18 protein-coding genes are annotated in these 22,516 nt (G+C 33.5%); 11 read left to right on the top strand and 7 right to left on the bottom strand.

What is annotated here, in order from left to right:
* On the bottom strand, positions 1 to 193 hold a 193-nt coding region (locus H527_RS23665), incomplete at its 3' end, for a DUF4372 domain-containing protein (protein ID WP_027413856.1).
* A gap of 988 nt (positions 194 to 1,181) precedes the next feature.
* Between H527_RS23665 and H527_RS0117290 the strand changes: the two genes are divergently transcribed.
* The 9 genes from H527_RS0117290 (at position 1,182) to H527_RS0117250 (ending at position 13,697) form a co-directional block, all read left to right on the top strand.
* Positions 1,182 to 1,490, top strand: coding sequence for a hypothetical protein (locus H527_RS0117290; RefSeq protein WP_189457575.1), 309 nt, complete (start codon positions 1,182 to 1,184; stop codon positions 1,488 to 1,490).
* 448 nt (positions 1,491 to 1,938) lie between these two features.
* The gene (locus H527_RS0117285) at positions 1,939 to 2,151 is read left to right on the top strand and encodes a hypothetical protein (RefSeq protein ID WP_027413854.1); all 213 of its coding nucleotides are present in this window, start codon (positions 1,939 to 1,941) and stop codon (positions 2,149 to 2,151) included.
* A 31-nt stretch (positions 2,152 to 2,182) separates the two neighbouring features.
* Positions 2,183 to 2,899, top strand: a complete 717-nt coding sequence (locus tag H527_RS0117280) for an ABC transporter ATP-binding protein (protein ID WP_027413853.1) — start codon at positions 2,183 to 2,185, stop codon at positions 2,897 to 2,899.
* On the top strand, positions 2,896 to 4,290 hold the full coding sequence (locus H527_RS0117275; RefSeq protein WP_035088701.1) for an ABC transporter permease: 1,395 nt from the start codon (positions 2,896 to 2,898) through the stop codon (positions 4,288 to 4,290). The genes H527_RS0117280 and H527_RS0117275 overlap by 4 nt, the downstream gene beginning before the upstream one ends.
* A gap of 1 nt (position 4,291) precedes the next feature.
* A complete protein-coding gene (locus H527_RS0117270; RefSeq protein ID WP_027413851.1) occupies positions 4,292 to 5,716 on the top strand; it encodes a DUF3526 domain-containing protein in 1,425 nt (474 codons plus the stop codon).
* A 12-nt stretch (positions 5,717 to 5,728) separates the two neighbouring features.
* Positions 5,729 to 8,041 (top strand): TonB-dependent receptor, encoded by a 2,313-nt coding sequence (locus H527_RS0117265; RefSeq protein ID WP_027413850.1) that lies wholly within the window; start codon positions 5,729 to 5,731, stop codon positions 8,039 to 8,041.
* 12 nt (positions 8,042 to 8,053) lie between these two features.
* Positions 8,054 to 9,469: an alkaline phosphatase gene (locus tag H527_RS0117260; protein ID WP_027413849.1), complete on the top strand. Its 1,416-nt coding sequence runs from the start codon at positions 8,054 to 8,056 to the stop codon at positions 9,467 to 9,469.
* A gap of 17 nt (positions 9,470 to 9,486) precedes the next feature.
* A complete protein-coding gene (locus tag H527_RS0117255; protein WP_027413848.1) occupies positions 9,487 to 11,853 on the top strand; it encodes an outer membrane beta-barrel protein in 2,367 nt (788 codons plus the stop codon).
* A gap of 221 nt (positions 11,854 to 12,074) precedes the next feature.
* A complete protein-coding gene (locus H527_RS0117250; RefSeq protein WP_027413847.1) occupies positions 12,075 to 13,697 on the top strand; it encodes an amidohydrolase in 1,623 nt (540 codons plus the stop codon).
* A gap of 89 nt (positions 13,698 to 13,786) precedes the next feature.
* Here H527_RS0117250 and H527_RS0117245 read toward each other — a convergent pair whose 3' ends face one another.
* Together H527_RS0117245 and H527_RS0117240 are read right to left on the bottom strand one after the other, a co-directional pair.
* Positions 13,787 to 14,551, bottom strand: a complete 765-nt coding sequence (locus tag H527_RS0117245; protein ID WP_051316851.1) for a hypothetical protein — start codon at positions 14,549 to 14,551, stop codon at positions 13,787 to 13,789.
* Between the two features lie 57 nt (positions 14,552 to 14,608).
* The gene (locus H527_RS0117240) at positions 14,609 to 15,322 is read right to left on the bottom strand and encodes a class I SAM-dependent methyltransferase (RefSeq protein ID WP_027413845.1); all 714 of its coding nucleotides are present in this window, start codon (positions 15,320 to 15,322) and stop codon (positions 14,609 to 14,611) included.
* 143 nt (positions 15,323 to 15,465) lie between these two features.
* Here H527_RS0117240 and H527_RS0117235 point away from each other — a divergent pair, with 143 nt between their 5' ends.
* A complete protein-coding gene (locus H527_RS0117235) occupies positions 15,466 to 15,960 on the top strand; it encodes a YkgJ family cysteine cluster protein (RefSeq protein ID WP_027413844.1) in 495 nt (164 codons plus the stop codon).
* Positions 15,961 to 16,048: 88 nt separating this feature from the next.
* Here H527_RS0117235 and H527_RS0117230 read toward each other — a convergent pair whose 3' ends face one another.
* From H527_RS0117230 to H527_RS0117215, 4 genes are read right to left on the bottom strand one after another with little or no spacing between them, the layout of a single operon-like run.
* Positions 16,049 to 16,732: a Lipl32 family lipoprotein gene (locus H527_RS0117230; protein WP_027413843.1), complete on the bottom strand. Its 684-nt coding sequence runs from the start codon at positions 16,730 to 16,732 to the stop codon at positions 16,049 to 16,051.
* A gap of 29 nt (positions 16,733 to 16,761) precedes the next feature.
* Positions 16,762 to 17,382, bottom strand: coding sequence for an SIMPL domain-containing protein (locus H527_RS0117225; protein ID WP_027413842.1), 621 nt, complete (start codon positions 17,380 to 17,382; stop codon positions 16,762 to 16,764).
* Positions 17,383 to 17,405: 23 nt separating this feature from the next.
* Complete coding sequence (locus tag H527_RS0117220) at positions 17,406 to 17,756, bottom strand: zinc-ribbon domain-containing protein (RefSeq protein WP_027413841.1); 351 nt, start codon at positions 17,754 to 17,756, stop codon at positions 17,406 to 17,408.
* A gap of 37 nt (positions 17,757 to 17,793) precedes the next feature.
* Positions 17,794 to 18,216 (bottom strand): hypothetical protein, encoded by a 423-nt coding sequence (locus H527_RS0117215; RefSeq protein ID WP_027413840.1) that lies wholly within the window; start codon positions 18,214 to 18,216, stop codon positions 17,794 to 17,796.
* Positions 18,217 to 18,477: 261 nt separating this feature from the next.
* Here H527_RS0117215 and H527_RS23260 point away from each other — a divergent pair.
* On the top strand, positions 18,478 to 22,516 hold a 4,039-nt coding region (locus H527_RS23260; protein WP_027413839.1), incomplete at its 3' end, for an HYR domain-containing protein.

Genomic DNA, 22,516 nt, shown 5'->3' with positions numbered 1-22,516 from the left:
CAGAACGAAGACCATTACTTATATCACGTACAGATTGGCTATTAGCAAATTGACAAAATAACATTGAAACCAAGTGAGACCAGCTAGTAAAACCTTTTTGATGTTTGTCGCTTTGGTGAGAATTAACTAGTTTTTTGAATCTTGATTTATCTAGTTTACTGATTATTTGAGAAAACAAAGTTATATTTAGCATCGGAGAAAGGTGTTTTTTGTGTTGCACCACAAAGGTAACTTTGAGGAACAAATTTCCCTTTCTCTTTTTTACGTTTAGGACGCTATTGATTCTTTTTTAGGATTTTACAAAACCCCTACCTATTCCTAAAAAATTATAACGAGAATAGGTTTTTATACCAGTTGTTGTTTGAATTTATAGGAAAAGAAAATAAATATTTTTTTGTTTCAATGAAGAAGAAAAGCTTGTGCTAGACTTGATCTGGTATCAAGCATAGCTGGGCTACGGTTTATATTTATTCTGAAATTGAGGTATAAAAAGAATATTTTACTACAGTAAATTCAAATATACAAGGGAACTCAAGTTGATATTATAAAATAAGCGTAAAAATGTATTAAGGTTAGAAATAGTACTCTAGGAATACTTTATATACTAAAGGTTTTCTGATAAAATAAAAAAGGATACTTGAAAATCTAGCCGTATTTTAAGGCAACATATCCAGTAGCACTGGAGTCGCCCCGTGTTTTACGGCAGCATATCCAGTAGCACTGGAAAACGCCCCGTAAAACACGGGGCGTTTTCCAGTTTCGTTTACTCATTCTAAATAACAAACAAAACAACCCTACAAGATCAAAAGTATAAATACAAGCTATTGTTTGTGTTTAGGGGGATAAAAGAGGATTTAGATCCATGTTTTACAATTACTTTTTGTTTTAAAAACACATACTACAGGTAGAGTGGTAGGATATAAAATTTACTAGGTATCCCATCTCTTTTCCCAAATCAAAAAAAAAAACCATTATCAATCAAAACCATGGCTATATACCATATTAAACAGATTCAATTTAACCGAATTATGAAAATTTAATACTGTTATAGATGTTTTTATAGTAGTTCTAATTCCCTATTTAAACTGGAAATTATTACAGAGAGAGGATCATAAACACACTAGCCTTTATTTAGATTATATTAACATAACAATTGGTTTATTTTAGTAAGTTTGTATTTGATGAAAAATGGTAGTCTAAAAAATAGCTTAAGCTTTTTCTTCCTTGTCCTTTTCTTAACAGTAAAAATGGCAGGGCTTCATGTTTTTTCACATACAAGTGAAGAAAAAAACGGAGTAAATTGTGCTATTTGTATCCATGTTAATACAAATAATTTAACTCTGGTAATTGCACATGACTTACAGGATTTCGAAATCAATAATGCCGAATATCTTTATCCGAAAGATATAACCAAAACCTATAGTTTTATTATCTCTAATGAGATAGCTTCCAATCAGCTCTTTTCCCGTCCTCCCCCTATTTCACTATAAGTTTTCCATCCATTTTAATTATGTAAGAAGTTGATCAACATAACTGCTTAGCTCATTTAGTTCCTTATACGGTATTTAACACCTTATTTATCTTGTATATCAATGATTGATGTAGATGCATACTATCGATATTGCCAAGATTCATAGCTATTTATCAATTTAAGTATTAGGTTTTATTATGACCCTAAACACGGGGATAACTGTTCTAGTCTTATAGCGTTTTTATGATGCTTATAAAACAATGAGTGTAGTATTATGTTTTAGCCTATGCCTAATTGTTTTTTCGCAAAATTCTTTTCAAATAGAAGATATTGTGATAAATACTAGCATTTTATAGCCTACAGAGATTACTACTACTATTAGCAAAAACATTTTCAATTTCATAAATAACAGGTGTATTTACACCAGTTGTATTTTGAATTTACTATCAAAAAAATAAACTATTTTTTTGTTTATACGAAGGAGAAAAGCTTGTGCTAGACTTGATCTGGTATCAAGCATAGCAATTGCTACGGTTCATTTTTATTCTGAAGTAAAAATAAAGAAGAGTGTTTTTATTAGTGCTATTTCAAAGTTAAAATGGTATAACCCTAACGATAGAAGTAGATTGGATGCCCTTATTCTGCAACAGATCAAACTAGTTGGACAGCTAGAAGATTGATTAGTTAAAATCATAAAATATAATTACACAAATGATAACAACAAAAAAAATAACAAAAAAATATGGCGATTTTACGGCCTTAGATCAGCTTTCTTTGAATGTGAAACCTGGAGAAATTTATTGCCTGCTTGGTGCCAATGGTGCTGGAAAATCCACCACTATAAATTTAGTATTGGGCTTTATAAACCCAACTTCAGGAGAAGCGCTGATCAATGGAAAATCCGTTTTCAAAAATAATATAGAAACAAAAAAGGACATAGCCTATATCCCCGAAAATTTAATGCTATATCCAACACTTACCGCGATGGAAAACCTTGATTATTTTTCAGGGATAGGAGGTCAAAAACTAAAAAAAGACCAACTAGAGTCGCTTTTAATACAATCTGGACTACAACCAGAAGCTTTTTATAAACGTACTAACGCATTTTCTAAAGGGATGCGTCAAAAAGTAGGTATTGCCATTGCTATTGCTAAGCAAGCTAAGGCACTATTGCTAGATGAACCAACATCTGGACTTGATCCCAAAGCCAGTAACGAATTTGGAGAACTGTTGCAAGAACTTAAGGGTAATGGCGTAGCTACCTTAATGGCAACCCATGATCTCTTTAGAGCCAAAGAAATAGCAACTCATATAGGTATTATGAAAAGCGGAAAACTCAAACAACAATTTACCGCCAGTGATATCTCACTTCCTCAATTAGAGAAAGCTTATTTAGACACAATGAATTATAAAGAATTGGCAAAATGAAAAATACATTAATCAAAGAATTGAAAGAGCTTTTTCGCGACGGACGAATACGTTTGGCAGGAGGCATTGTCATCCTACTATTAGGTATGGCCGTATGGATTAGTAGTAGTCAATACCATAAAATAAAGCAACAGAATAAAATTTCCGAAGCGCATGAACGAGAAAATTGGGAAGATCAAGGCGAAAAAAACCCACATTCCGCTGCTCATTATGGTACGTATGCTTTTAAACCGCAATATCCATTAGGATTTCTGGACAAAGGAATAGAAAAATATGCAGGAACATCTGTTTTTATGGAAGCTCATAAACGTAACGAAGCGCAATTTAGCCCCGTTATTGACCAAACAGGATTGGCTCGTTTTGGAGAGTTAAGTCCAGATTTTATTTTACTGTTCATTATCCCTTTACTTATAATATTAATGGGGTACAATAGTTTTACCAAAGAAAGAGAACTGGGCACTGTTTCACTTCTAAAAAGCCAAGGCGTTAAAAGTAATAACATACTATTTGGTAAATGGTTATCCTTGTTTTTACCAATTATTGCAATTACACTACTACTTTTTTTAATTGCAGGCATTTTACTATCAGGCTTAGAAGGCTTTGGATGGGGATCTCTATTCTTGTTGTTGTTAGTCTATTGGATTTATTACGCTGTCTTTATAAATATTACTTTATTAACTTCTAGATTATCTAAAAGCTCTAGCATAGCATTAGTAGTTATGCTAAGTGTATGGATTGTTTCTTGTCTTGTAGTTCCCAAAGCAACGGGTAATATTGCAGACTCTAAGTATCCCTACCCTACAAGACAACAATTTACTACAAGTGTTTTGGTTGATAAAGAAAAGGGCTTGGACGGACACAATCCGTGGAGTAAGGAAGCTAAAAAATTGGAACAGCAGACCTTAGCAAAATATAAGGTAGATAGCCTAGCTCAATTACCTTTTAATTACGACGCCTTTCGAATGCAAAAAGGAGAGGAACATGAAGCTAAGGTCTATCAAAAGCATTACCAGAAATTAAGGGATCAATTTGCTGGTCAGGCTAGTACGTATAGAAGTCTTTCTATATTATCCCCATTTTTGCCCGCTCGATTTTTATCGATGGGTATTTCGCGTACCGATTACCATTCTCATTGGGATTTTGAAGATGCCACTGAAAACTACCGCATTATTACCCAAAAGTTTCTTAATGATAATTTTGCAAAAAATTCTAGTTATGGCGATTGGGGGTATAAGGTTGACAGTAGTTTTTGGAAAGACCTACCAAAGTTTAATTATGAACACCCTTCCCTTAATAAAGTCCTAGAACAACAACTCTTCTCATTGGTAATCCTTATGGGGTGGTTGCTAATCAGCTTCCTTTTATTACTAACTGTAAAAAACAAAATCTAAAATGTTTACATATAATTTTAAATACGAGTTGAAACTATTGTTGCGAAGCAGTTGGATACAATTGCTTACGCTATTGTTATTATTATTATTTGTTTTTGCCAGTTATAACGGAAAACAAAAAGTAGATAAGAGAACTGCAGACATTACAAGTGCTCAGACCGTTGTAGATACTTCTGACAAAGAAACATTGAGTATACTTCTTGCTATTGAAAAAGGCGAGGATTTAAATTTAAGTCCTTGGGTAACCCCAACAAGCCCTATTAATATAGGAAATCAAAACCCACGAGTAGCTGCTATGCCAGCCAATGAAATGGCTTTTATGTCGGTAGGACAGAGTGATATTTATACCCACTATGTATTACCAAAGGTCTCGGGGGATGATTTTGCCCTTAACCTTTCCGAAATGGCTAGTCCAATTCAACTACTCTTCGGGAGTTTTGATCTCGCCTTTGTAGTCGTTTATTTATTACCATTAATTGTCATAGCCTTCTCTTATAATGTGCTTTCTGAAGAACGAGAAAGAGGATCTCTAAAGTTATTGGCATCCCAGCCTATTTCTATACGTAAATGGGTGTTTCAAAAAATAGGGATACGAATGTTCTGGATATCAATTATGGTTTTATTGGCTACAACTGTAGCATTTTTATTAAACGATATAAAATCATTTGACGGTTATGTATTGTTTTTTGTAACCTGTGTTATCTATATGCTTTTTTGGTTTGGTTTGACCTTTGCGGTTAATATACAAATAGGAAAATCAACTCAAAATGCATTTGTATTACTCGGGTTTTGGATTGTTTTTGTATTGCTTATCCCTTCCATAATCAACCAAGTAAGTGATGTCTTATATCCGGTGCCATCAAGAAACCAACTCATAAATGAAATGCGAGAGCATAAGTCTGAAGCAGAAAAAAAACAAGATCAAATATTGGATAATTTTCTGCGGGATCACCCTGAATATGCAGTAAATAATGATGCTAATTCCAAATCATTTTGGCATAGTTATATGGCATCACAGAAAATAGTTAAAGAAGAATTACAACCACTTTTGTCTGAGTTTGATAATAACCTTGCTAAAAGGCAAAAATGGGTTAATAAATTACAATGGCTTTCGCCTGCCATTTTGGTACAGCAAGACCTAAATACTAGGGCAGGTACCTCTAAAGCAGATTATGAAAATTATAGGCAACAGATATTAAATTTTTCTAACGAATGGAGAGATTATTTTATGCCATTACTCTATAATAACCAAGTTTTCACTTCTGAGCATTTTTCCAAATTACCAATATTTCAATATAAATCAGATAAAAGTATTATCAATGGATATAGGTTGTGGGGTGTTCTGTTGCTAACCAGTATCGTACTTGTGATAGTTATAATTACATACAAGCTACGAACAAAAAAAGAGTACTCTATAATTCAATAAATAATTTACAAGATGACAAAAAATATATTAGGGATAGGGTTTATATTACTTTTCTTAATCCAAAACCTAGCAGCACAAAATACGATTGAGGGTATAATAATGAACGGAGAAGGCAATTTTCCACTAGTTGGAGCTTCGGTACAAGTGGCTAATACCGATTTTGGTACAATGACCAATGAAGAAGGAGAATTTACATTAATGGATATAAATTTTCCTATCAACATAAATGTATCTTTTGTAGGATACAAACCAGTGCTGTTACTATTTAATGAAGCACCTCAGGATCTGATTATAAGGCTGAAAGAACAACCCGAAAATCTACAAGAGGTGGTGGTAACCGCATTTGAAACCAGTAAGCGATTGATTGAAACTCCATCAGCAATTGGTAACTTGGGAATCAAGGATATTGAAAGATATAATGCATTAAGTCCCCAACAGGTACTTAATACTTTGCCAGGAATTAAACTAGAAACGACCACCATTGGGCGATACACACTTAAAATAAGAGGAGGCAACTTGGGTGAGATAGGACATGCCGATGATTATAAAACCTACTGGAATGGTATACCCATAAGCTTGGCAAGTGGGAGTGTCCCACTAGGACAATTGGATTTTGGTAGTATTGAAAGTATGAACATTGTTCGTGGTCCATCAGGAAGTATCTATGGAGCCGGCTTAAGTGGAGTGGTACTTTTGGAAAACAGGAAGCCTACATACAATCAAACAAGTTTTCAAACCGATGCTCTGGGAGGAAGTTATGGAACGCACCGCTATGGGGCTACTTTTGCGACAGGAGGGCAAAAGAGTGACCTTCGTTTACAATACTCTCAGGTACATACAGATGGATATCGCGATGAAGCTGCATCGGATAATGAATTTATCAATCTAAATGCACGATTTTTTCCTAGTGAAAAACAGAATCTCTCTTTTATTGCACAATATGTAGACCGTAGTTATGGCATACCTGGAAATCTTACAGCAGAGCAAGTAACCGAAAACCCAAGACAACCTAATTTCTCTCCTCAATTGGATAATGGATTGAGAGGAAAAAACTTGTTGGTTGGAGCTGCACATACCTATCGTTTTAACAACCGATGGGAAAATAACACCTCTTTCAGTTATCAAGTATATGAAGGTGATTTTCTTATCGGCAATGACTTTTTCATAGCGGCAGACAGGAGTATTACTACAGCTTTTTCGGTAAGAACAGCCACTACTTATCATTTTAAAGGGCTTTTCGGAAAAGATGCTCAATGGGTTTTTGGAGGAGAGTATACGCGGGGAGTTAATGATGTTAATGAACATGGGAATGGATTTGAAAGTCCAATCATTAGTGCGAGAGCCACTACAGATCGCTCTTTCTTGGCATTTAGTCAGCTAGAGATGCAGCTTCCTCAAAATTTTACTCTTACACTTGGCGCAAGCTACAACAGTTTTAGATTAGACTTTCAGGAACGACTTATTGAACTTGAAAATCCTCGATTTTCTAAAGAAGTCAATGATTTTTCGCCGCGTATAGCCCTTACAAAAAAAATAAATGATAGCTTTTTTGTGTATGCTAATGTAAGTAAAGGCTTTACCCCGCCACCTAGAGCCGCCATCGATAATAATGGTACCCAAGTAAACTTTAATCTCGAATCGACCAAAGGATGGAATAAGGAACTGGGTATAAGAGGTACTACTTTTAAAAACAAACTGTCTTTTGATATGGTACTTTACCGATTGGATGTAAAAGATGTTATACTTCCCAGAATAGTGAGCAATTTAGAAGGGATAGAGCTTGTCGTAAGCGAAAATGCGGGGGCGGTAGACCGTCAAGGAATAGAATTGAAAACAGAATACGTATTGGTAAAAAATCCCAAAAATATCCTATCAAGAGCCAGCATATTTAGTAGCTATACATATATGGACCACAAGTTCGAAACCTATAATACCGTAGACGTTAATGAAGAAGGGGGAGTAAATGAGATAAACTTTGATGGTAAAGACATACCAGGAATACACCCTCATACATTTGTGCTGGGGACTGATATCTTGACCAAACTGGGTCTCTATTTTAATGGTACGTTATCCTATTATGACAAAATATACCTTAACAATGCCAATACAGTTACCGATAACTCTTACCGATTGCTCGATGCAAAAATTGGGTTTAAAAAAAACCTGTCTAAGAATCTTTATTTTGACGTATATGCTGGGGCAAATAACCTGTTAAACGATGAATATAATGCAAGCCATCAGTACAACTCTTCTTTTGGGGCGTATTACGATCCTGCGCCAAAAAATAATTTCTACTCAGGAATAAGCTTGAGATATAGTTTGTAAAAATATAGAAGAATGAACAGAAGGAATTTTTTTAAAAGAGGATCGCTACTCACTCTGGGAACAACTTTACTACACCCTTTCAGTAGTATAGCAAATACGATTCAATATGATATTGAAGATAAAAACAAAAAAGCAAAGAACATTATCATGATTGTCAGTGATGGAATGAGTATTGGTACTTTGAATATGGTCGATCTTTACCTTTCAAGAAAGACAGCTAAATGCTCTAATTGGTTACAATTGTACAAAGATAACAAGGTAAGCAGAGCCTTAATGGATATGGCTTCTGCCAGTTCTATTGTTACAGACTCAGCCGCAGCAAGTTCTTCTTGGGGAGGAGGTGTTCGTATTGACAACGGTTCTTTGAATGTAAGTAAAAATGGAGAAGAGCACATGCCTATCTGGCAAAAATTTAAACAAGCAGGTAAAAAGGCAGGTTGTGTTACTACCGTTCCCATTACCCATGCTACCCCAGCTGGTTTTTGTATAAACTCCAAATCCAGAAATACTCAAGAAGAAATAGCCGAAAAATACTTAGAGCAAAAATTTGATGTCATGATGGGGGGTGGAAACAATTACTTTTCTCCAGATAAGAGAAAAGATAAAAAGAATATGTACAAAGTTTTCAGAGCAAATGGATATGAAGTTGTAAAGACAAGAAACGATATGTTTTCTGCTTCAATTAACAAACCTATTTTAGGAGTGTTTGAAGATAGAGGGCTTCCTTACTCAATTGATAGAGATAGTAATAGAGAATTAGTTCAAAAAATACCCACGCTTGCCGAAATGACCCAAAAAGCCATTGAAGCTATGAAAGATCACCCTATGGGTTTTGTATTACAAGTAGAAGCAGGAAAAGTAGACTGGGCTGCACACGGTAATGATATAGCAGGTCTTATCTATGACCAAGTAGCTCATGACGAAGCGATACAAGTAGCTATGGATTTTGCACATCAAGATAGGCAAACACTTGTTATTATAACCACAGATCACGGCAATGCGAATCCAGGGATTATTTATGGAAAAGAAGCAAATAATAATTTTGATTCCATTCAGAGATATAAACACACCAATGAATGGATTTTAAATGGTATTAGTAAAGAAACTTCTATATCCCAAATAAAAGAAAGGGTACGCTTTGCCCAGAATTTTGCCCTTACCGATGAGGAATGTAAGCAACTATTAAGTTATTACACTACTCTACAAACAGAAGATGGACTTTACAACCCGAGACACCTTCCCTTTAAGGTTTTAGCTAAAATCCAGCAACAACATAATTCTGTAGGCTGGATAAGTATGCAACATTCTGCAGATTACGTTGAATTAGCTTTGTATGGCCCTGGAAGCCATCTGTTAAAACCTTTTATAAAGAACACAGATCTTCACTATTTAATGCTAGAAGCTGCAGAAATTGAAAACAAATTTTAATTATTCAAGCTATAATTATGATAACCTATATCAAAATAACCATATTATACTTTTTAGGATTTTTTCCTTGTTTTATTTTTTCACAAGAATTAGACATAAGAGGAGTAGTTACCGATATCGAAAACCAAGCTTTACCTGGCGTAAATGTTTATATTAAAGGAACTAATCAAGGTACTCTTACTGATTTGGACGGTAAGTATTCTATAAAAACCTTTACAGGAAGTGTCTTGGTATTTTCCTACATGGGAATGACAAATGAAGAAAAAGAAGTAAAAGATCAAACAAATTTTAATATAATATTGAAGGAAGATCCACAATCATTAGACGAAGTGGTAGTAACCCTAAAAGAAAACCTTGTTGAGGTCGATAAAGGAAAATTAACTTTCAATCTTAAAAACTCAGCACTAACAACAGGGCAGACAGCTCTTGATATGCTTAAAAAATTGCCAGGCCTAAGTGTGGGGCAAAACGATAATATCTTGTTTAGGGGAGCATCTGGTATCAATGTAATGCTTGACGGAAAAATGACGTATTTATCAGGAAGCCAGTTGACAAATTTATTAAAAGGGATGAGTGCAGAAGATATTAATAAAATAGAACTGATCACATCACCTACGGCAGAATATGATGCAGCTGGTAATGCAGGGATTATTAATATTATACCTAAAAAAAAGCTAAAAAAAGGCTATGCTGTAGATTTGCGTGCTGCTGTTTCAAAAGGAAAATATTGGATGACTAACGAAAACATATCAGTAAGCCTTCGTACCAAAAAAATAAATCTGTATGGCTCTTTTGATTACAATACACCACATAATTCTCGCAAAAGTACGAGCGGAAATACTATAAACGAACAAGGAAATACTTTGATGATCAATCGAAAAGATGAAAATATTTATAAAATTAAATATTATACGTGGCGGCTTGGAACCGAATGGCAATTTTTGCCCAAACACAATATTGGAATAAACTACCATGGGTATCTTGATGATTTTAAAAGTTTCAATTACTCTACAGTAAATAAGGTTGATGATTTAGAAGAGCTACAGTCTTATACCCTTTCAGAAAACAAAATTATCGAGCCTTATCACTACGATGCAATAAGTATGCGGTACACTTTTGATATAGATTCTTTGGGTAAAAAAATAACTACCGATGCCAATTATACGTCCTATCGTAATTATTCAGATGGATTATTGAAAACAAATAATTATGATGCAAACCACAATAAGCAGAGTACAGAGGTCCTTAAGTCGCACCAACCTGGATCTGTCAAAATTATTTCTACTCAAGTAGATGCCGATTTACCTTTTAAAAACTACACTATTAAAACTGGTGTAAAATATGCTCAAATAGAAAATGATAATCAATTTCGTTTTGATTCGTTGCAGTCGGGAAATTATGTGGAAATAGAAGGACTAAGCAATCATTTTAAATACGAAGAGCGTATTGCTGCAGCTTATATATCGGGTTCAAAAAAACTAAATAAAACTACTGTTGATGCTGGTGTACGCGTCGAAAAAACTCGTGCTGAAGGTTATACCGAGAATCAAGGCATTGTCAATAAATGGCAATACACCAAGTTATTTCCTTCGCTTTCTGTAGGACAGATTATCAATGAAGATAATAAAGTAGATTTTTCATTAAGTAGACGTATAAACCGACCATCATATAATGATTTAAACCCAGTACGATGGTACCGCGACAAATATTTCTATTTTTCTGGAAATCCTAATCTAGTTCCCGAATTAGCTTGGGTTTATTCACTTACCTATAGCCTAAAAAACAAGTATATTTTCTCTGCTATGTATAACCAAAGTATTAATTTCATAAGCAAAAGACTGTCAATAGATGATAATGGGGCAACAATTAAAAGTCAGAGCGATAACTTTGGGAGTCGCCATCGTTATGATTTTACAATATCAACACCATTTAAAATAAACTCATTTTGGAATATACTTTTCTTTTCAGACATTAGCTATACTGCGTATCCCGTATCACAGTTGTCAGGTAAAAAAGAGTTGTCAAAATGGGCGACAACACTTATGTTACAACAGGAAATATCTTTACCAAAAGAATATGTAATCAATCTTTCTAGCCATTGGTTTTCTTCTGAATTACTTGGCGTCTACAGTACAAAACCTACTGGTTATATCGATTTTGGTATCAAAAAGTCATTTCTTAATAAGAAACTGGTTGCACAACTTACTATAAGCGACATTTTTAATACCAATCGTTATCAAGCGTATTCTCTAAGTGAAATTAGCGATTACAGATACAATACTAAACCTGATTCAAGAAGAGTTGGATTCACTTTGCTTTATCATTTAGGAGGAGATCTTGTAAAAGAAAAAAGTAATAAAACAGAGGAGCAAAAGCGTTTATGATTTTTTGAATATTTGAGCCACATTGTAGAGTTTAATTCTTCGAGGTTATTGATTACACTATCATGTTGGTTATATAATATTTTCAATTCTAAGGTATACGATCCTTAAATTAGATTTTTATGGAAAACCAGATAAAAACTTAAAACAGCTTATATTAAGAAAACCTTAACGATGTACCTAGTTAGATATATATACATTTAGAGCATTAAAAATATATCCTAATGAAAAGTATATCAATAATATTACTAGTTATCATAACATTTGTTTCTTGTCAAAAACCTATAGAAGCAGATCTGTTGGTCATAAATGGGAATGTTTATACCGTTGAGGATTCTAATCCTAAAGCAGAAGCTTTTGCGATAAAAGATGGTAAATTTATTGAAGTTGGTAGTACGGTAGAGATTTTAAAAAAGTATACAGCTATCGATACGTTAGATGCACAAGGTAAAACTATCCTACCAGGGTTTATAGATGCTCATTGTCATTTTTATGGATTAGGATTACAGCAACAAAAAATAGATTTAACAGGAACTACTAGTTATATAGAGGTAATAGAGCGTATTATTACTTTTCAAAAAGAAAAAAATCTTTCTTTTATTACAGGACGTGGATGGGATCAAAATGATTGGGAGACAAAAGAGTATCCTACAAAAGATGTGTTAGATAGCTTATTTCCTAACACACCAGTTGCAATTACTCGTGTAGATGGTCATGCAATGTTGGTAAACCAGAAAGCATTGGATATGGCTAATATTAGTATAAAAACTAAAGCAACAGGAGGGGAGATTCTTCAAAAAGAAGGAAAGCTAACAGGGGTACTTATTGATAATCCTATGGAGTTAATACAAGCTATAATTCCAGATCCTCCAATGTCAGAGAAAATACAAGCATTAAAAGATGCCGAAAAAATTAATTTTAGTTATGGGTTAACTACAGTAGATGATGCTGGTTTAAGTCCTGATGTAATTGCATTAATAGATAGTTTGCAAAAAGCTGAAGAATTAAAGATTAGGATGTATGCTATGGTAAGTAATACGCCAGAATATGTAGAATATTATTTAAAGAACGGAGTACATAAAACAGATAAGCTTAATGTTTCTTCTTTTAAAGTATATGCAGATGGAGCTTTGGGATCCCGAGGAGCTACTTTAAAGCAACCGTATACAGATAAAGAAAATCATTTTGGTGCTATGGTAATTGGTATCGATGATTTTAAAACACTTGCAAAAAAAATAGCAAATTCTCCTTTTCAAATGAATACCCATGCTATTGGAGACTCTGCAAATGCAGTGGTTATGAAAACCTATTATGAGGTGTTGCAAAATAAATCGGATAGAAGGTGGCGTGTAGAGCATGCTCAGGTAGTTGCTCCAGAAGAATTTGAAGTCCTTAATAATAATTTAGTAATGAGTGTACAGCCAACCCATGCAACAAGTGATATGTATTGGGCAGACGAGCGATTAGGTAAGGAGCGTATTAAAGGAGCGTATGCATATAAAAAACTGCTAGAAAAAACAGGTAAATTAGCTTTAGGAACAGACTATCCTGTAGAGCATGTAAGCCCTTTTTATACTTTTTATGCAGCAGTAGCTCGTAAAGATTTAAAACAATATCCAGAAGGTGGTTTTCAAAAGGAAGATGCACTTACCAGAGAAGAAACTTTAAAAGGCATGACCTTATGGGCAGCATATAGTAATTTTGAAGAGTATGAAAAAGGAAGTATAACTACAGATAAGTTTGCCGATTTTATAATTCTGGAAGATAATATTATGGAAATCGAAGAAGATCAGATACCAAATAGTAAAGTAAAAGCAACCTATGTAAATGGAGAGAAGGTGTATTAGATAGTATTTATTACTTTGTATATAAGGATGTAAAATTTACCAAAACCAAACTTGAAAAATTAACAAGTAAAGAAAGTAGATATAGTTTATTATTTACCACCGTTAGCTCTTAGATCAGCTATGCATTGTACATCTAATTTAGGAATATCATCCCCTAAACCCATGGCACCGTTTCCAAACTCTATAGCAGCACTCATTAAACAACTGGCAATATTGCAATGACCTTGCGAATCTGTATCTACATGGTTGGTCTGTTTAGGAGAGCCTATATCTACTAGACCTAATAAATGAGAAAACTCATGATTTAAAGTTGCAGTTTCTATAGTAGATAGTAGCGGGGCATTAGGACGAGAACTTAATTTACGAATAGTACTTTCATAAATAACAATGGAGGTATTAAGATACGCAGAACCTAATGTGATTTTTTCTTCAGTATCTTGTTCTTTACTACCATCGGCAAAATATATAAAAACGGTAACAGCATCGGTTTGATTAAATACTGTTCTGTTGTTATTTTCTATTTCTATGATTTCTTCGATAGTAAAAGGTGTTTTGTTAGAAGAAGGTATGGTACGTTGCGTAATAGTTATTCCATCAGGTTTAAATAAACGCTCTTGTAAAAATTGCTTAAATCTATCTATCGCAGTTGTAGTGGGTTCAAAACCTTGTACAGATACAATTTCTATGCTTAAACTGGTAAAGTTGATTTCACTTAATAAATCATTAGCAGAAGTCCCTAAAGGCTTTTTGTTGTTTGCTTGTAAAGTATCTAAAGTAACATTATCATCTTCAGAACACCCTACCAGGATAAAAGAACAGATAAGTAAATAGCTTAAAAGTTTTATAGTATGCACAGGATTTCTTTTTTTTAAAATTTCTAGTAACAAAGATTATACCATGCTATTTTTAGCTTAATTAGCTAAAGTAAACCGGGCTAGATAATCATTGTTTTCTCCTTCTATCAACAACTCAGATAAAAAACCATTAGCATTGGCGGCATTTTGTAAAGTATTATAATCGATGTATAACCAATCAAAAGCTTCTGATTTTTGTTTTTTATATTTTAGTATATAACGCATTTCGCCATAATATCTTGCAGAAGCATCTATCCAAAAGCTACCATCCTCTTCTTGAAAAAGATAGGATATGTCTGAAGAATCCATTAAAACTTGCCCTCCAGGTGTTAATAGCGTTTTTATATGATTAAAAAATCTATGGATATGATCTAAAGTGCCAATAATACCACTACCATTCATTAAAAAAAGAATAGTATCATAGGTACCTGAATTGTGTTTAAAAACATCTTGAATATAAACGTTTTTTAACCCTCGTTTCTTACATGTTTCTATTGCACCTTCAGAGATATCGATAGCTGTAACGTCTAATTTTTTTTCTTTTTGAAGGTATAAACCATGGCTTCCGGCTCCACAACCTACATCCAATACCTTTCCAAATGCTGTGTCTAATGCTTTTTGTTCTACTTTAGGCATTTCTGGATAGGATCTAAAAAGATAGGGGATGGGGATATGGTCATCGTCAAAATCATCTGCCTGCACTACAATATCCTCGGTATATTGGTTGTTAAAATAATCTTTAATAGCTTCTCCAAAAATGTCTGTATTCATACGCATTATATTTGTTTTTTAAGGCACTTGTTTAATTCTTTATAGATAGAGATAAACTCCCCAGAGGTATGCTTGAAGAATTATTAATTAATCCTATCTCTAAAATAGCTAAGGATAATTTTAAAAAATTCTATTTTTGCAATATGCAGGAATTTATAGATCAATTACCAAAACTGACCAAAGATAAACATAACGAGAACAAAAAGTTCTTTGCTAAACTTAAAAAAAAGCCACCTAAAAAGCTAGATCAGATAATGCAGGATTTGCATGAGGAAGAGTTTCGTAATACAGATTGTTTACAATGTGCTAATTGTTGTAAGACAACAGGGCCATTATTTACGGATAAAGATGTAGATCGTATTTCTAAATTTTTGAGAATAAAATCCAGACAATTTGAAGAGCAATATTTACAAACAGATGAGGAAGGAGATTTGATATTACAACAAACACCATGTACTTTTTTGGGCAGTGATAATTATTGTTCTATTTATGAGGTAAGACCTAAAGCTTGCAGGGAGTACCCGCATACAGACCGTAAAAAATTTCAGCAAATATCTAATTTAACGATAAAAAATATTGCTATCTGTCCTGCAGCATATAATATCGTAGAAAAAATGAAATCAAAACTACCTTTATAGAGTTTTATACAAAAAAATATTCCTACATATTCTAATAAAAGAATACATAGGAATACTTATACGTTTTGTTATAAAATTGAGATAAATTTTATAAACCTTTTTTAAGATCTTCAATTGTTTTTGCCATTACTACTCCTGGTAATTTGATTGGAGCAGCAACTTCTGCTAAGAAAGTACCTTTTACTTCACCAGCTTTGTATGTTGTAAATCCAATACGGTATAATCCAACAGTAAGAGCTTTGGTAGGGTTACTAGCTTCACTTTTGTATCTTAATAAAGAGTTATAACTGCTTCCACTTGGTTGTTTTGGCATTTCACCACTATCATCATTACGCTCTAGAGTTACCCAATTAGCACTCTTTACAGCATCTTCGCTAATGTTATCTTTGCTGATAATGTCAGAACGCTCTAATGTAATGTATGTATCGAAATACTCTTCAGAACTAGCATTTTCTGTATAAGCAGCAGATTTTGTAGCATTTTTGACTTTAGTTTTACCAACTGGAGACATCATTCTTACTCCAAGTTCAGGAGCTACTGCTGGTACCCAAAGATAGATGTAGTAAAACTTTTTTCCGTCTTTTACTTCATCTTCATTACCAGATGCAGCATATCCAAGGTAAGAAACAATATCTGTATATGGTACTTTTATAGTTTTAGGCCCTATCTTTTTTTCGATAGAACTACCGAATTTTTTTAGTTTTTGAGCACTAGTGTTAAAAGTGGTTCCGAAAGCTAAGATTGCGATTACAATTAAAATTTTTGTTTTCATTTTTAAAGTTTAAGTATTAATTAATTAAATTATTGTTCTATAGTAAAGGTCACTGTTACATAGTGCTTTTGATCCTGTTCAGGTTTATACATATCAATGTATTGTTCTTTGGTACTAGTATTTTCAACCTTTATTATATCTCCCAGTTTTTTATGAAGATTAGTTGCTATTTTTGATGCTTTTATTTTAGCATCTTCTATAGCAATATGTGTTAAATCAGCTAATTGTTCATTTGTTTTTTCTTTGGCTATGATCTCTACTTGTACAATGTTTAAGCCATTCATTTTTATATCAATAATTTTTTTAATTTCTTCTTGAGAAGTAGAATTAAAATAAAAATAGGCTACATCATTGGTTTCAGAATAAGAAGAGTAAAATTGATAGGCAAAGTTTTTGTGAAAATTATTAAAATCAACACCTATAGCCTTTAGCTTATCTGTATATATTTGTTTAACCTGAGAAAGACTTTTAGGCTCATGTTGTTGATACCCATCTGTTACAATTTCCTTTAATGAGACAGTAAGATTGTAACTACCTATTTCTATTTTCTTTTTAGATTCACCTACTATAGTTAATGTTTTAGTGTTTTCTTGAGAAACTGCTGAGGATAGAGACATACAGGCAAGTATTATAAAAATAATTTTTTTCATGTATAAAGGTTTTTTGGTTTTGCTTAAGGTGTGTTTGTTAAATATGGAGTAACAGAAATTAATAAGATAACCATTACTAATAACATAAGCCCTATAAAATGATACCAAGGAGTTTTTATTTGGTTTTTCTTACCATCTTGAAAACTCTGTATCAATCTTTGGTCTTGAATCTCTGTTTTTTCAAAAGCACCTTTACAGTGACCACAGACCATGTATACTTTTTTTCCGATAGAAAAGAATGGTATCCAAAATATATGAACATATTTATGATATCCTTGTATCCACATATTGTCTTGAGTTTTACAATATGGACAACTTCCGTCTTCTAATTTCTTAGGATGAATAGTCGAATTACTAGTTCCAAATATGATCATATATTTTGTTTTTTGTTAGATACTTTTCTATAGCATATTATATAAAGAATAGGAAAGAAGCTACTATCATCCAGCAACCTACAATAATCCCTAGAACTCCTAATTTCCCTAATTTTGGAGCTAGTTTTTCTCTTATTTGATTTGCTTTTTCTTTTGCAGCTTCGTTTTTAGATAAAAAGAATTTGTTTATTAAACCAAAACCTAGCATAAATCCTAATACAGCTTCGATAACGTTTCCTGCTAATAATGTAATCCACCATATAGGGTATGATGTTAACCATCCAAGATTTAAAATAGCGGTTATAACACCCCAAATACCCCAAATACAAAATATAAGTCCGATCCATCCTTGATATGGCTCGATTTTTTCTAAAAGTTCTTTAGCATTTGGCTTTTTAGATAGTAATAAAGATGGTACTGCGATAATACTTAATAAAATTAATGTGATTCCCCACGTCATAGTTTCTAAATTTAAAGGGTTAGTATTTGTTTTCTCTTTTGTTTATGTTTTTCTGATTTATAATAACATGCTATGCTAGTATGATTATCAAAAAAATTACACTGCAAAGATGTGAGATATGTGCAGTTATAGAAACACCTTTTCTAGTGAAAAAGAGCACCCTGAAAACAGGGAGGTAGCGGTTTTGATTTAACCCTATTTATAGGTAAGCCTTAAAACTAGTCAAGAAGTACTTTTGTGGTAGATTAATTTTTTTGAAATATGAAAAACATAAAGAAAAATATTTGTGCTCTTAAAATAGTAATAGTACTTACGTTTTTTTACCTACAACTTAGTAGTGTTAATGCACAACAATTCTATCCTTCAAATTTTGATGTTACTACATTAAATGGAATAAATGGTTTTGTGATTCCTGGAATTGATCCTCAATCTCAATTTGGAGCAGAAACTAAATTTATTGGCGATATTAATAACGATGGTTTTGAAGATATAGGTATAGGAGTAAATAATGCAGATATAAATGGATTAAATCTTGCAGGAGCTGCTTATATCATTTTTGGAACAAACACAGGATTTCCTGCTTCTTTTGATATAACAACTCTTAATGGTACAAATGGATTTGCAGTTGAAGGAGTAGCTGGTAGTACCCGTATGGGTAATTCTGTTGAAGGGGTAGGGGATATTAATGGTGATTCTATAGATGACCTTATTATTGTGTCTTCAGGAGATACAATGGTTATTTATGGAAAAACTACTCCTTTTAGTGCAACATTTAATATTGGTTATGCAGACGGAATTAATGGTTTTTTGATTCAAGATGGTAGAACAATAAATGAAGTAGGAGCTCTTGGGGATGTTAATGGAGATGGGATTAATGATTTTATACTCAGTAGAGCTAATTTTAGTAGGGCATGGATTGTTTTTGGGCGAAGCACAAATTTCCCTCCAATAATCAATGCCTCGTGGTTAGATGGGGCTAATGGTTTTCAAACGCAATCGTATTCTAACTCTTCGATACCTGCATTTCTAGCAGGAGGAGCAGGAGATATTAATAAGGATGGGATTAATGATATTGTAATAGGAGATTGGTCATCTGGTTCTGGAGCCCCTCCAAGGACACATTTAATTTATGGAAGAAATACATTTCAACCACAAATTAATTTAGAAACAATGTCTATAACCGAAGGGTTTACTATCGATCATACAGGGGGTAATTTCTTAGCTTTTACAGGATCTCTAGGAGACATTAATGGAGATGGTATTGATGATTTTTTCTCAGAAAAAGCAGCTATTTATGGTAAAGAACAAACTGACCCATTTCCTGGGCATATTCCTTTAAGTAGTATTTCTGATGGTACTTATGGGTTTACTTTACCAGGAGGGTTAACATCAACCTCTATAGGAGACATAAATCAAGATGGTATTAATGATTTTATATCTGTATATGGTACAGGGTCTGGTAGTAATGCATATATCATTTTTGGTAGTACCACCGGTTTTCCTAATCCAATAAATGAAACGACTTTAAACGGGATGAACGGTTTTGTAATTGATGGATTTAGAACCTCTAATATTGGAAGACCAATAAGTGGTAATGGAGATATTAATGGAGATGGAATTGCTGATTTTATTATTGGAAATCCATTTACTACTCCGCAAGGAAGCACCAGTATAACAGGAGAGGCTTATGTTATTTTTGGAGGAGATCATTATGCAATGCCTTTAAATACAACATATCCACAAGTTATTAATGAAACGACTTCTGGATTTAATCTGGTTGTTAATGGCCCCGAAACAGGTAGGGTACAGTATGCTATTTTTCCGGGTAACTTTTCTATTACTGTAAATCATAACAGTATTACAGGGGGAGTTGGTGCAGTAGCTAATGGTAACTTTTTGATGAATATTGCTAATACAGATATTGAGGAGATAATTTCTTCTTTAGCAGAAGCTACTACGTATGATGTGTATTTGTTTTTAGAAGATGCAGCAGGTAACAAGGGAGAAATATATCATATTGATAATGTTACTACATTATCAAGTGTAGATACCACTCCTCCTGTAATTATATGTCCTGCAAATCAAGAGTTGCCATGTGCTTCTATAATCCCTGATTATAGAAGTCTAGTAACAACTACAGATAATATGGATCCGAGCCCGGTCGTTACTCAGAGCCCAGTAGCAGGATCTGCTTTTGTGGATGGTATGACAATTACTATGACTGCTACTGATACAAGCTCTAATAGTGATAGTTGTACATTTATAGTAACCAAAGGTGTAGATACGAATAAGCCGATACTTACTTGCTTAACTTCAGAAACATTATTTGTTAACTCTACACTGCCTAATTATTTTTTAAAGTTACGAGCATCCGATAATTGCACATCAATTTTTGATTTTACATATACACAAACTCCTATACAAGGAACTGTATTTACAGCAGACACTAATGTAATAGTAACGGTTTCGGATAAAAATGGAAATACAGAAACTTGTTCCTTTTTGGTTACAGTTCGACCTCCTGTAACTCCAATAGATTGTACTACTACTGCAATTAGTACAAATGATTTAGATGGTAGTAATGGATTTCAAATAGATGGAAATAAAATAAAAGGAGAAGCAGGTTATGATGTAAGAGGAGCAGGGGATATAAATGGAGATGGAATGGAAGACTTTTTGGTAGGAGCGCCTGGCAAAGCATATAATATGAACCTCTCGCGCGGAAGAGAAAGAGGTAATTTTCCTGGAGATGTTTTTGTGATTTTTGGAAAAGGAAATGATTTTCTTCCAAATCTGGATACCGCATTATTAGATGGTACTAATGGATTTAGAATAGCAAATGATATTCCTGGAGGTGTTTTTCAGTTTTCTGGATATCAAGTTAGTACAGCTGGAGATATTAATAATGATGGAATAGATGATTTGATGTTTAGTGATCCATTTCGTAACGATGGATTAGGAGCAGAACGAGGAGTTACGTATGTAGTTTTTGGAAAAACAAGTGGTTTTCCTGCTGTTTTTAACGTGTCTGAAATAGATGGTACTAATGGTTTTGTTTTTATGGGGGCAGATGCCTATGATCAGTCTGCACTTTCTTTGGATTCGGCAGGAGATATTAATAATGATGGAATTAATGATATTATAATAGGAGCAAGAGCTGCCAGATTTACAAATAATTCTGGTAAATGTTATATTATTTATGGAAAATCTACAACGTTTCCTGCATTAATAGAGGGAGATGATTTAAATGGTACCAATGGTTTTATAATAAAGGGGGACGCTGATGGAGAAGGGATTGGTAATGGTGTTGCGGGTTTAGGAGATGTAAATGGAGATGGAATTGATGATGTAGGGTTTAATGGCGGAAATACAAATAAAACATATATTCTTTTCGGGAAAACAGGTGGTTTTTCAAGTGTTATAGCAACTGCAACTATAAATGGAATAACAGGATTTTATGTAGATGTCTCTTCTTTTTCTTCTAAAAATATAACAGGAGTTGGGGATGTTAATAATGATGGGATAAACGATATATTGTTTGGAAACAAGAGACTCTTTTTTGGGAAAAATACTGGCTTTTCTGTAGCAGAAGATATTACAAGTCTGGATGGTACAAATGGAGTTGAATTTACAGGGAACTATAGAATTTCTAGTGCCGGGGGAGATTTTAATAAGGATGGAATTGGGGATTTAATAGTAGGACGATTAGGCTCTATTGTTATTATTTACGGAAAGAATACTCCTTGGAGTCCAACTCTAAATCCTTTTTCATTACCATTATCAGAAGCTTTTGTTATAGATAGAATTAATCCAAGAGATTATTCTGTGTCTGATTTAGGAGATATTAATGGCGATGGAATCACAGATGTAATCATAGGAGAAAAAGAAACATTGTATTATGATAGTAGTTCTAGTTTAGACCCTGGTCATGCTTATGTAGTTTATGGGTTTTCTGTTTCAGATACTGAACCCCCTGTAATTACTTGTCCATCTGATCAGGTTTTGGCATCAGGTAGTACATTGCCAGATTATACGACTTTAGCAACAGTAACAGATAATTGTGATACAGCCCCTGTAGTTACTCAAAATCCTGTTGCAGGGAGTGCTTATACTCCAGGAATGACAATCACACTTATTGCAACAGATGCAAATGGTAATAGTAAGGATTGTAGTTTTGTTGTAAATGAGAATGCAGATACCGAAGCTCCTGTAATTACATGTCCATCTGATCAAGAATTGATATGTGGTACTACTACAATTCCTGATTATACAGGGTTAGTAACAGCTACCGATAGTGTTG

Origin of the sequence: Aquimarina muelleri DSM 19832 (genome assembly GCF_000430665.1) — a bacterium.
GTDB lineage: Bacteria > Bacteroidota > Bacteroidia > Flavobacteriales > Flavobacteriaceae > Aquimarina > Aquimarina muelleri.
This window is presented reverse-complemented; position numbering and strand designations above follow the sequence as displayed.

Bases quoted from the DNA above. Each gene is read 5' to 3' on its own strand.
- H527_RS0117290 (WP_189457575.1), top strand. From the start codon at position 1,182: ATGAAAAATGGTAGTCTAAAAAATAGCTTAAGCTTTTTCTTCCTTGTC.
- H527_RS0117280 (WP_027413853.1), top strand. From the start codon at position 2,183: ATGATAACAACAAAAAAAATAACAAAAAAATATGGCGATTTTACGGCC.
- H527_RS0117275 (WP_035088701.1), top strand. From the start codon at position 2,896: ATGAAAAATACATTAATCAAAGAATTGAAAGAGCTTTTTCGCGACGGA.
- H527_RS0117270 (WP_027413851.1), top strand. From the start codon at position 4,292: ATGTTTACATATAATTTTAAATACGAGTTGAAACTATTGTTGCGAAGC.
- H527_RS0117265 (WP_027413850.1), top strand. From the start codon at position 5,729: ATGACAAAAAATATATTAGGGATAGGGTTTATATTACTTTTCTTAATC.
- H527_RS0117260 (WP_027413849.1), top strand. From the start codon at position 8,054: ATGAACAGAAGGAATTTTTTTAAAAGAGGATCGCTACTCACTCTGGGA.
- H527_RS0117255 (WP_027413848.1), top strand. From the start codon at position 9,487: ATGATAACCTATATCAAAATAACCATATTATACTTTTTAGGATTTTTT.
- H527_RS0117250 (WP_027413847.1), top strand. From the start codon at position 12,075: ATGAAAAGTATATCAATAATATTACTAGTTATCATAACATTTGTTTCT.
- H527_RS0117240 (WP_027413845.1), bottom strand. From the start codon at position 15,322: ATGAATACAGACATTTTTGGAGAAGCTATTAAAGATTATTTTAACAAC.
- H527_RS0117235 (WP_027413844.1), top strand. From the start codon at position 15,466: ATGCAGGAATTTATAGATCAATTACCAAAACTGACCAAAGATAAACAT.
- H527_RS0117230 (WP_027413843.1), bottom strand. From the start codon at position 16,732: ATGAAAACAAAAATTTTAATTGTAATCGCAATCTTAGCTTTCGGAACC.
- H527_RS0117225 (WP_027413842.1), bottom strand. From the start codon at position 17,382: ATGAAAAAAATTATTTTTATAATACTTGCCTGTATGTCTCTATCCTCA.
- H527_RS0117220 (WP_027413841.1), bottom strand. From the start codon at position 17,756: ATGATCATATTTGGAACTAGTAATTCGACTATTCATCCTAAGAAATTA.
- H527_RS0117215 (WP_027413840.1), bottom strand. From the start codon at position 18,216: ATGACGTGGGGAATCACATTAATTTTATTAAGTATTATCGCAGTACCA.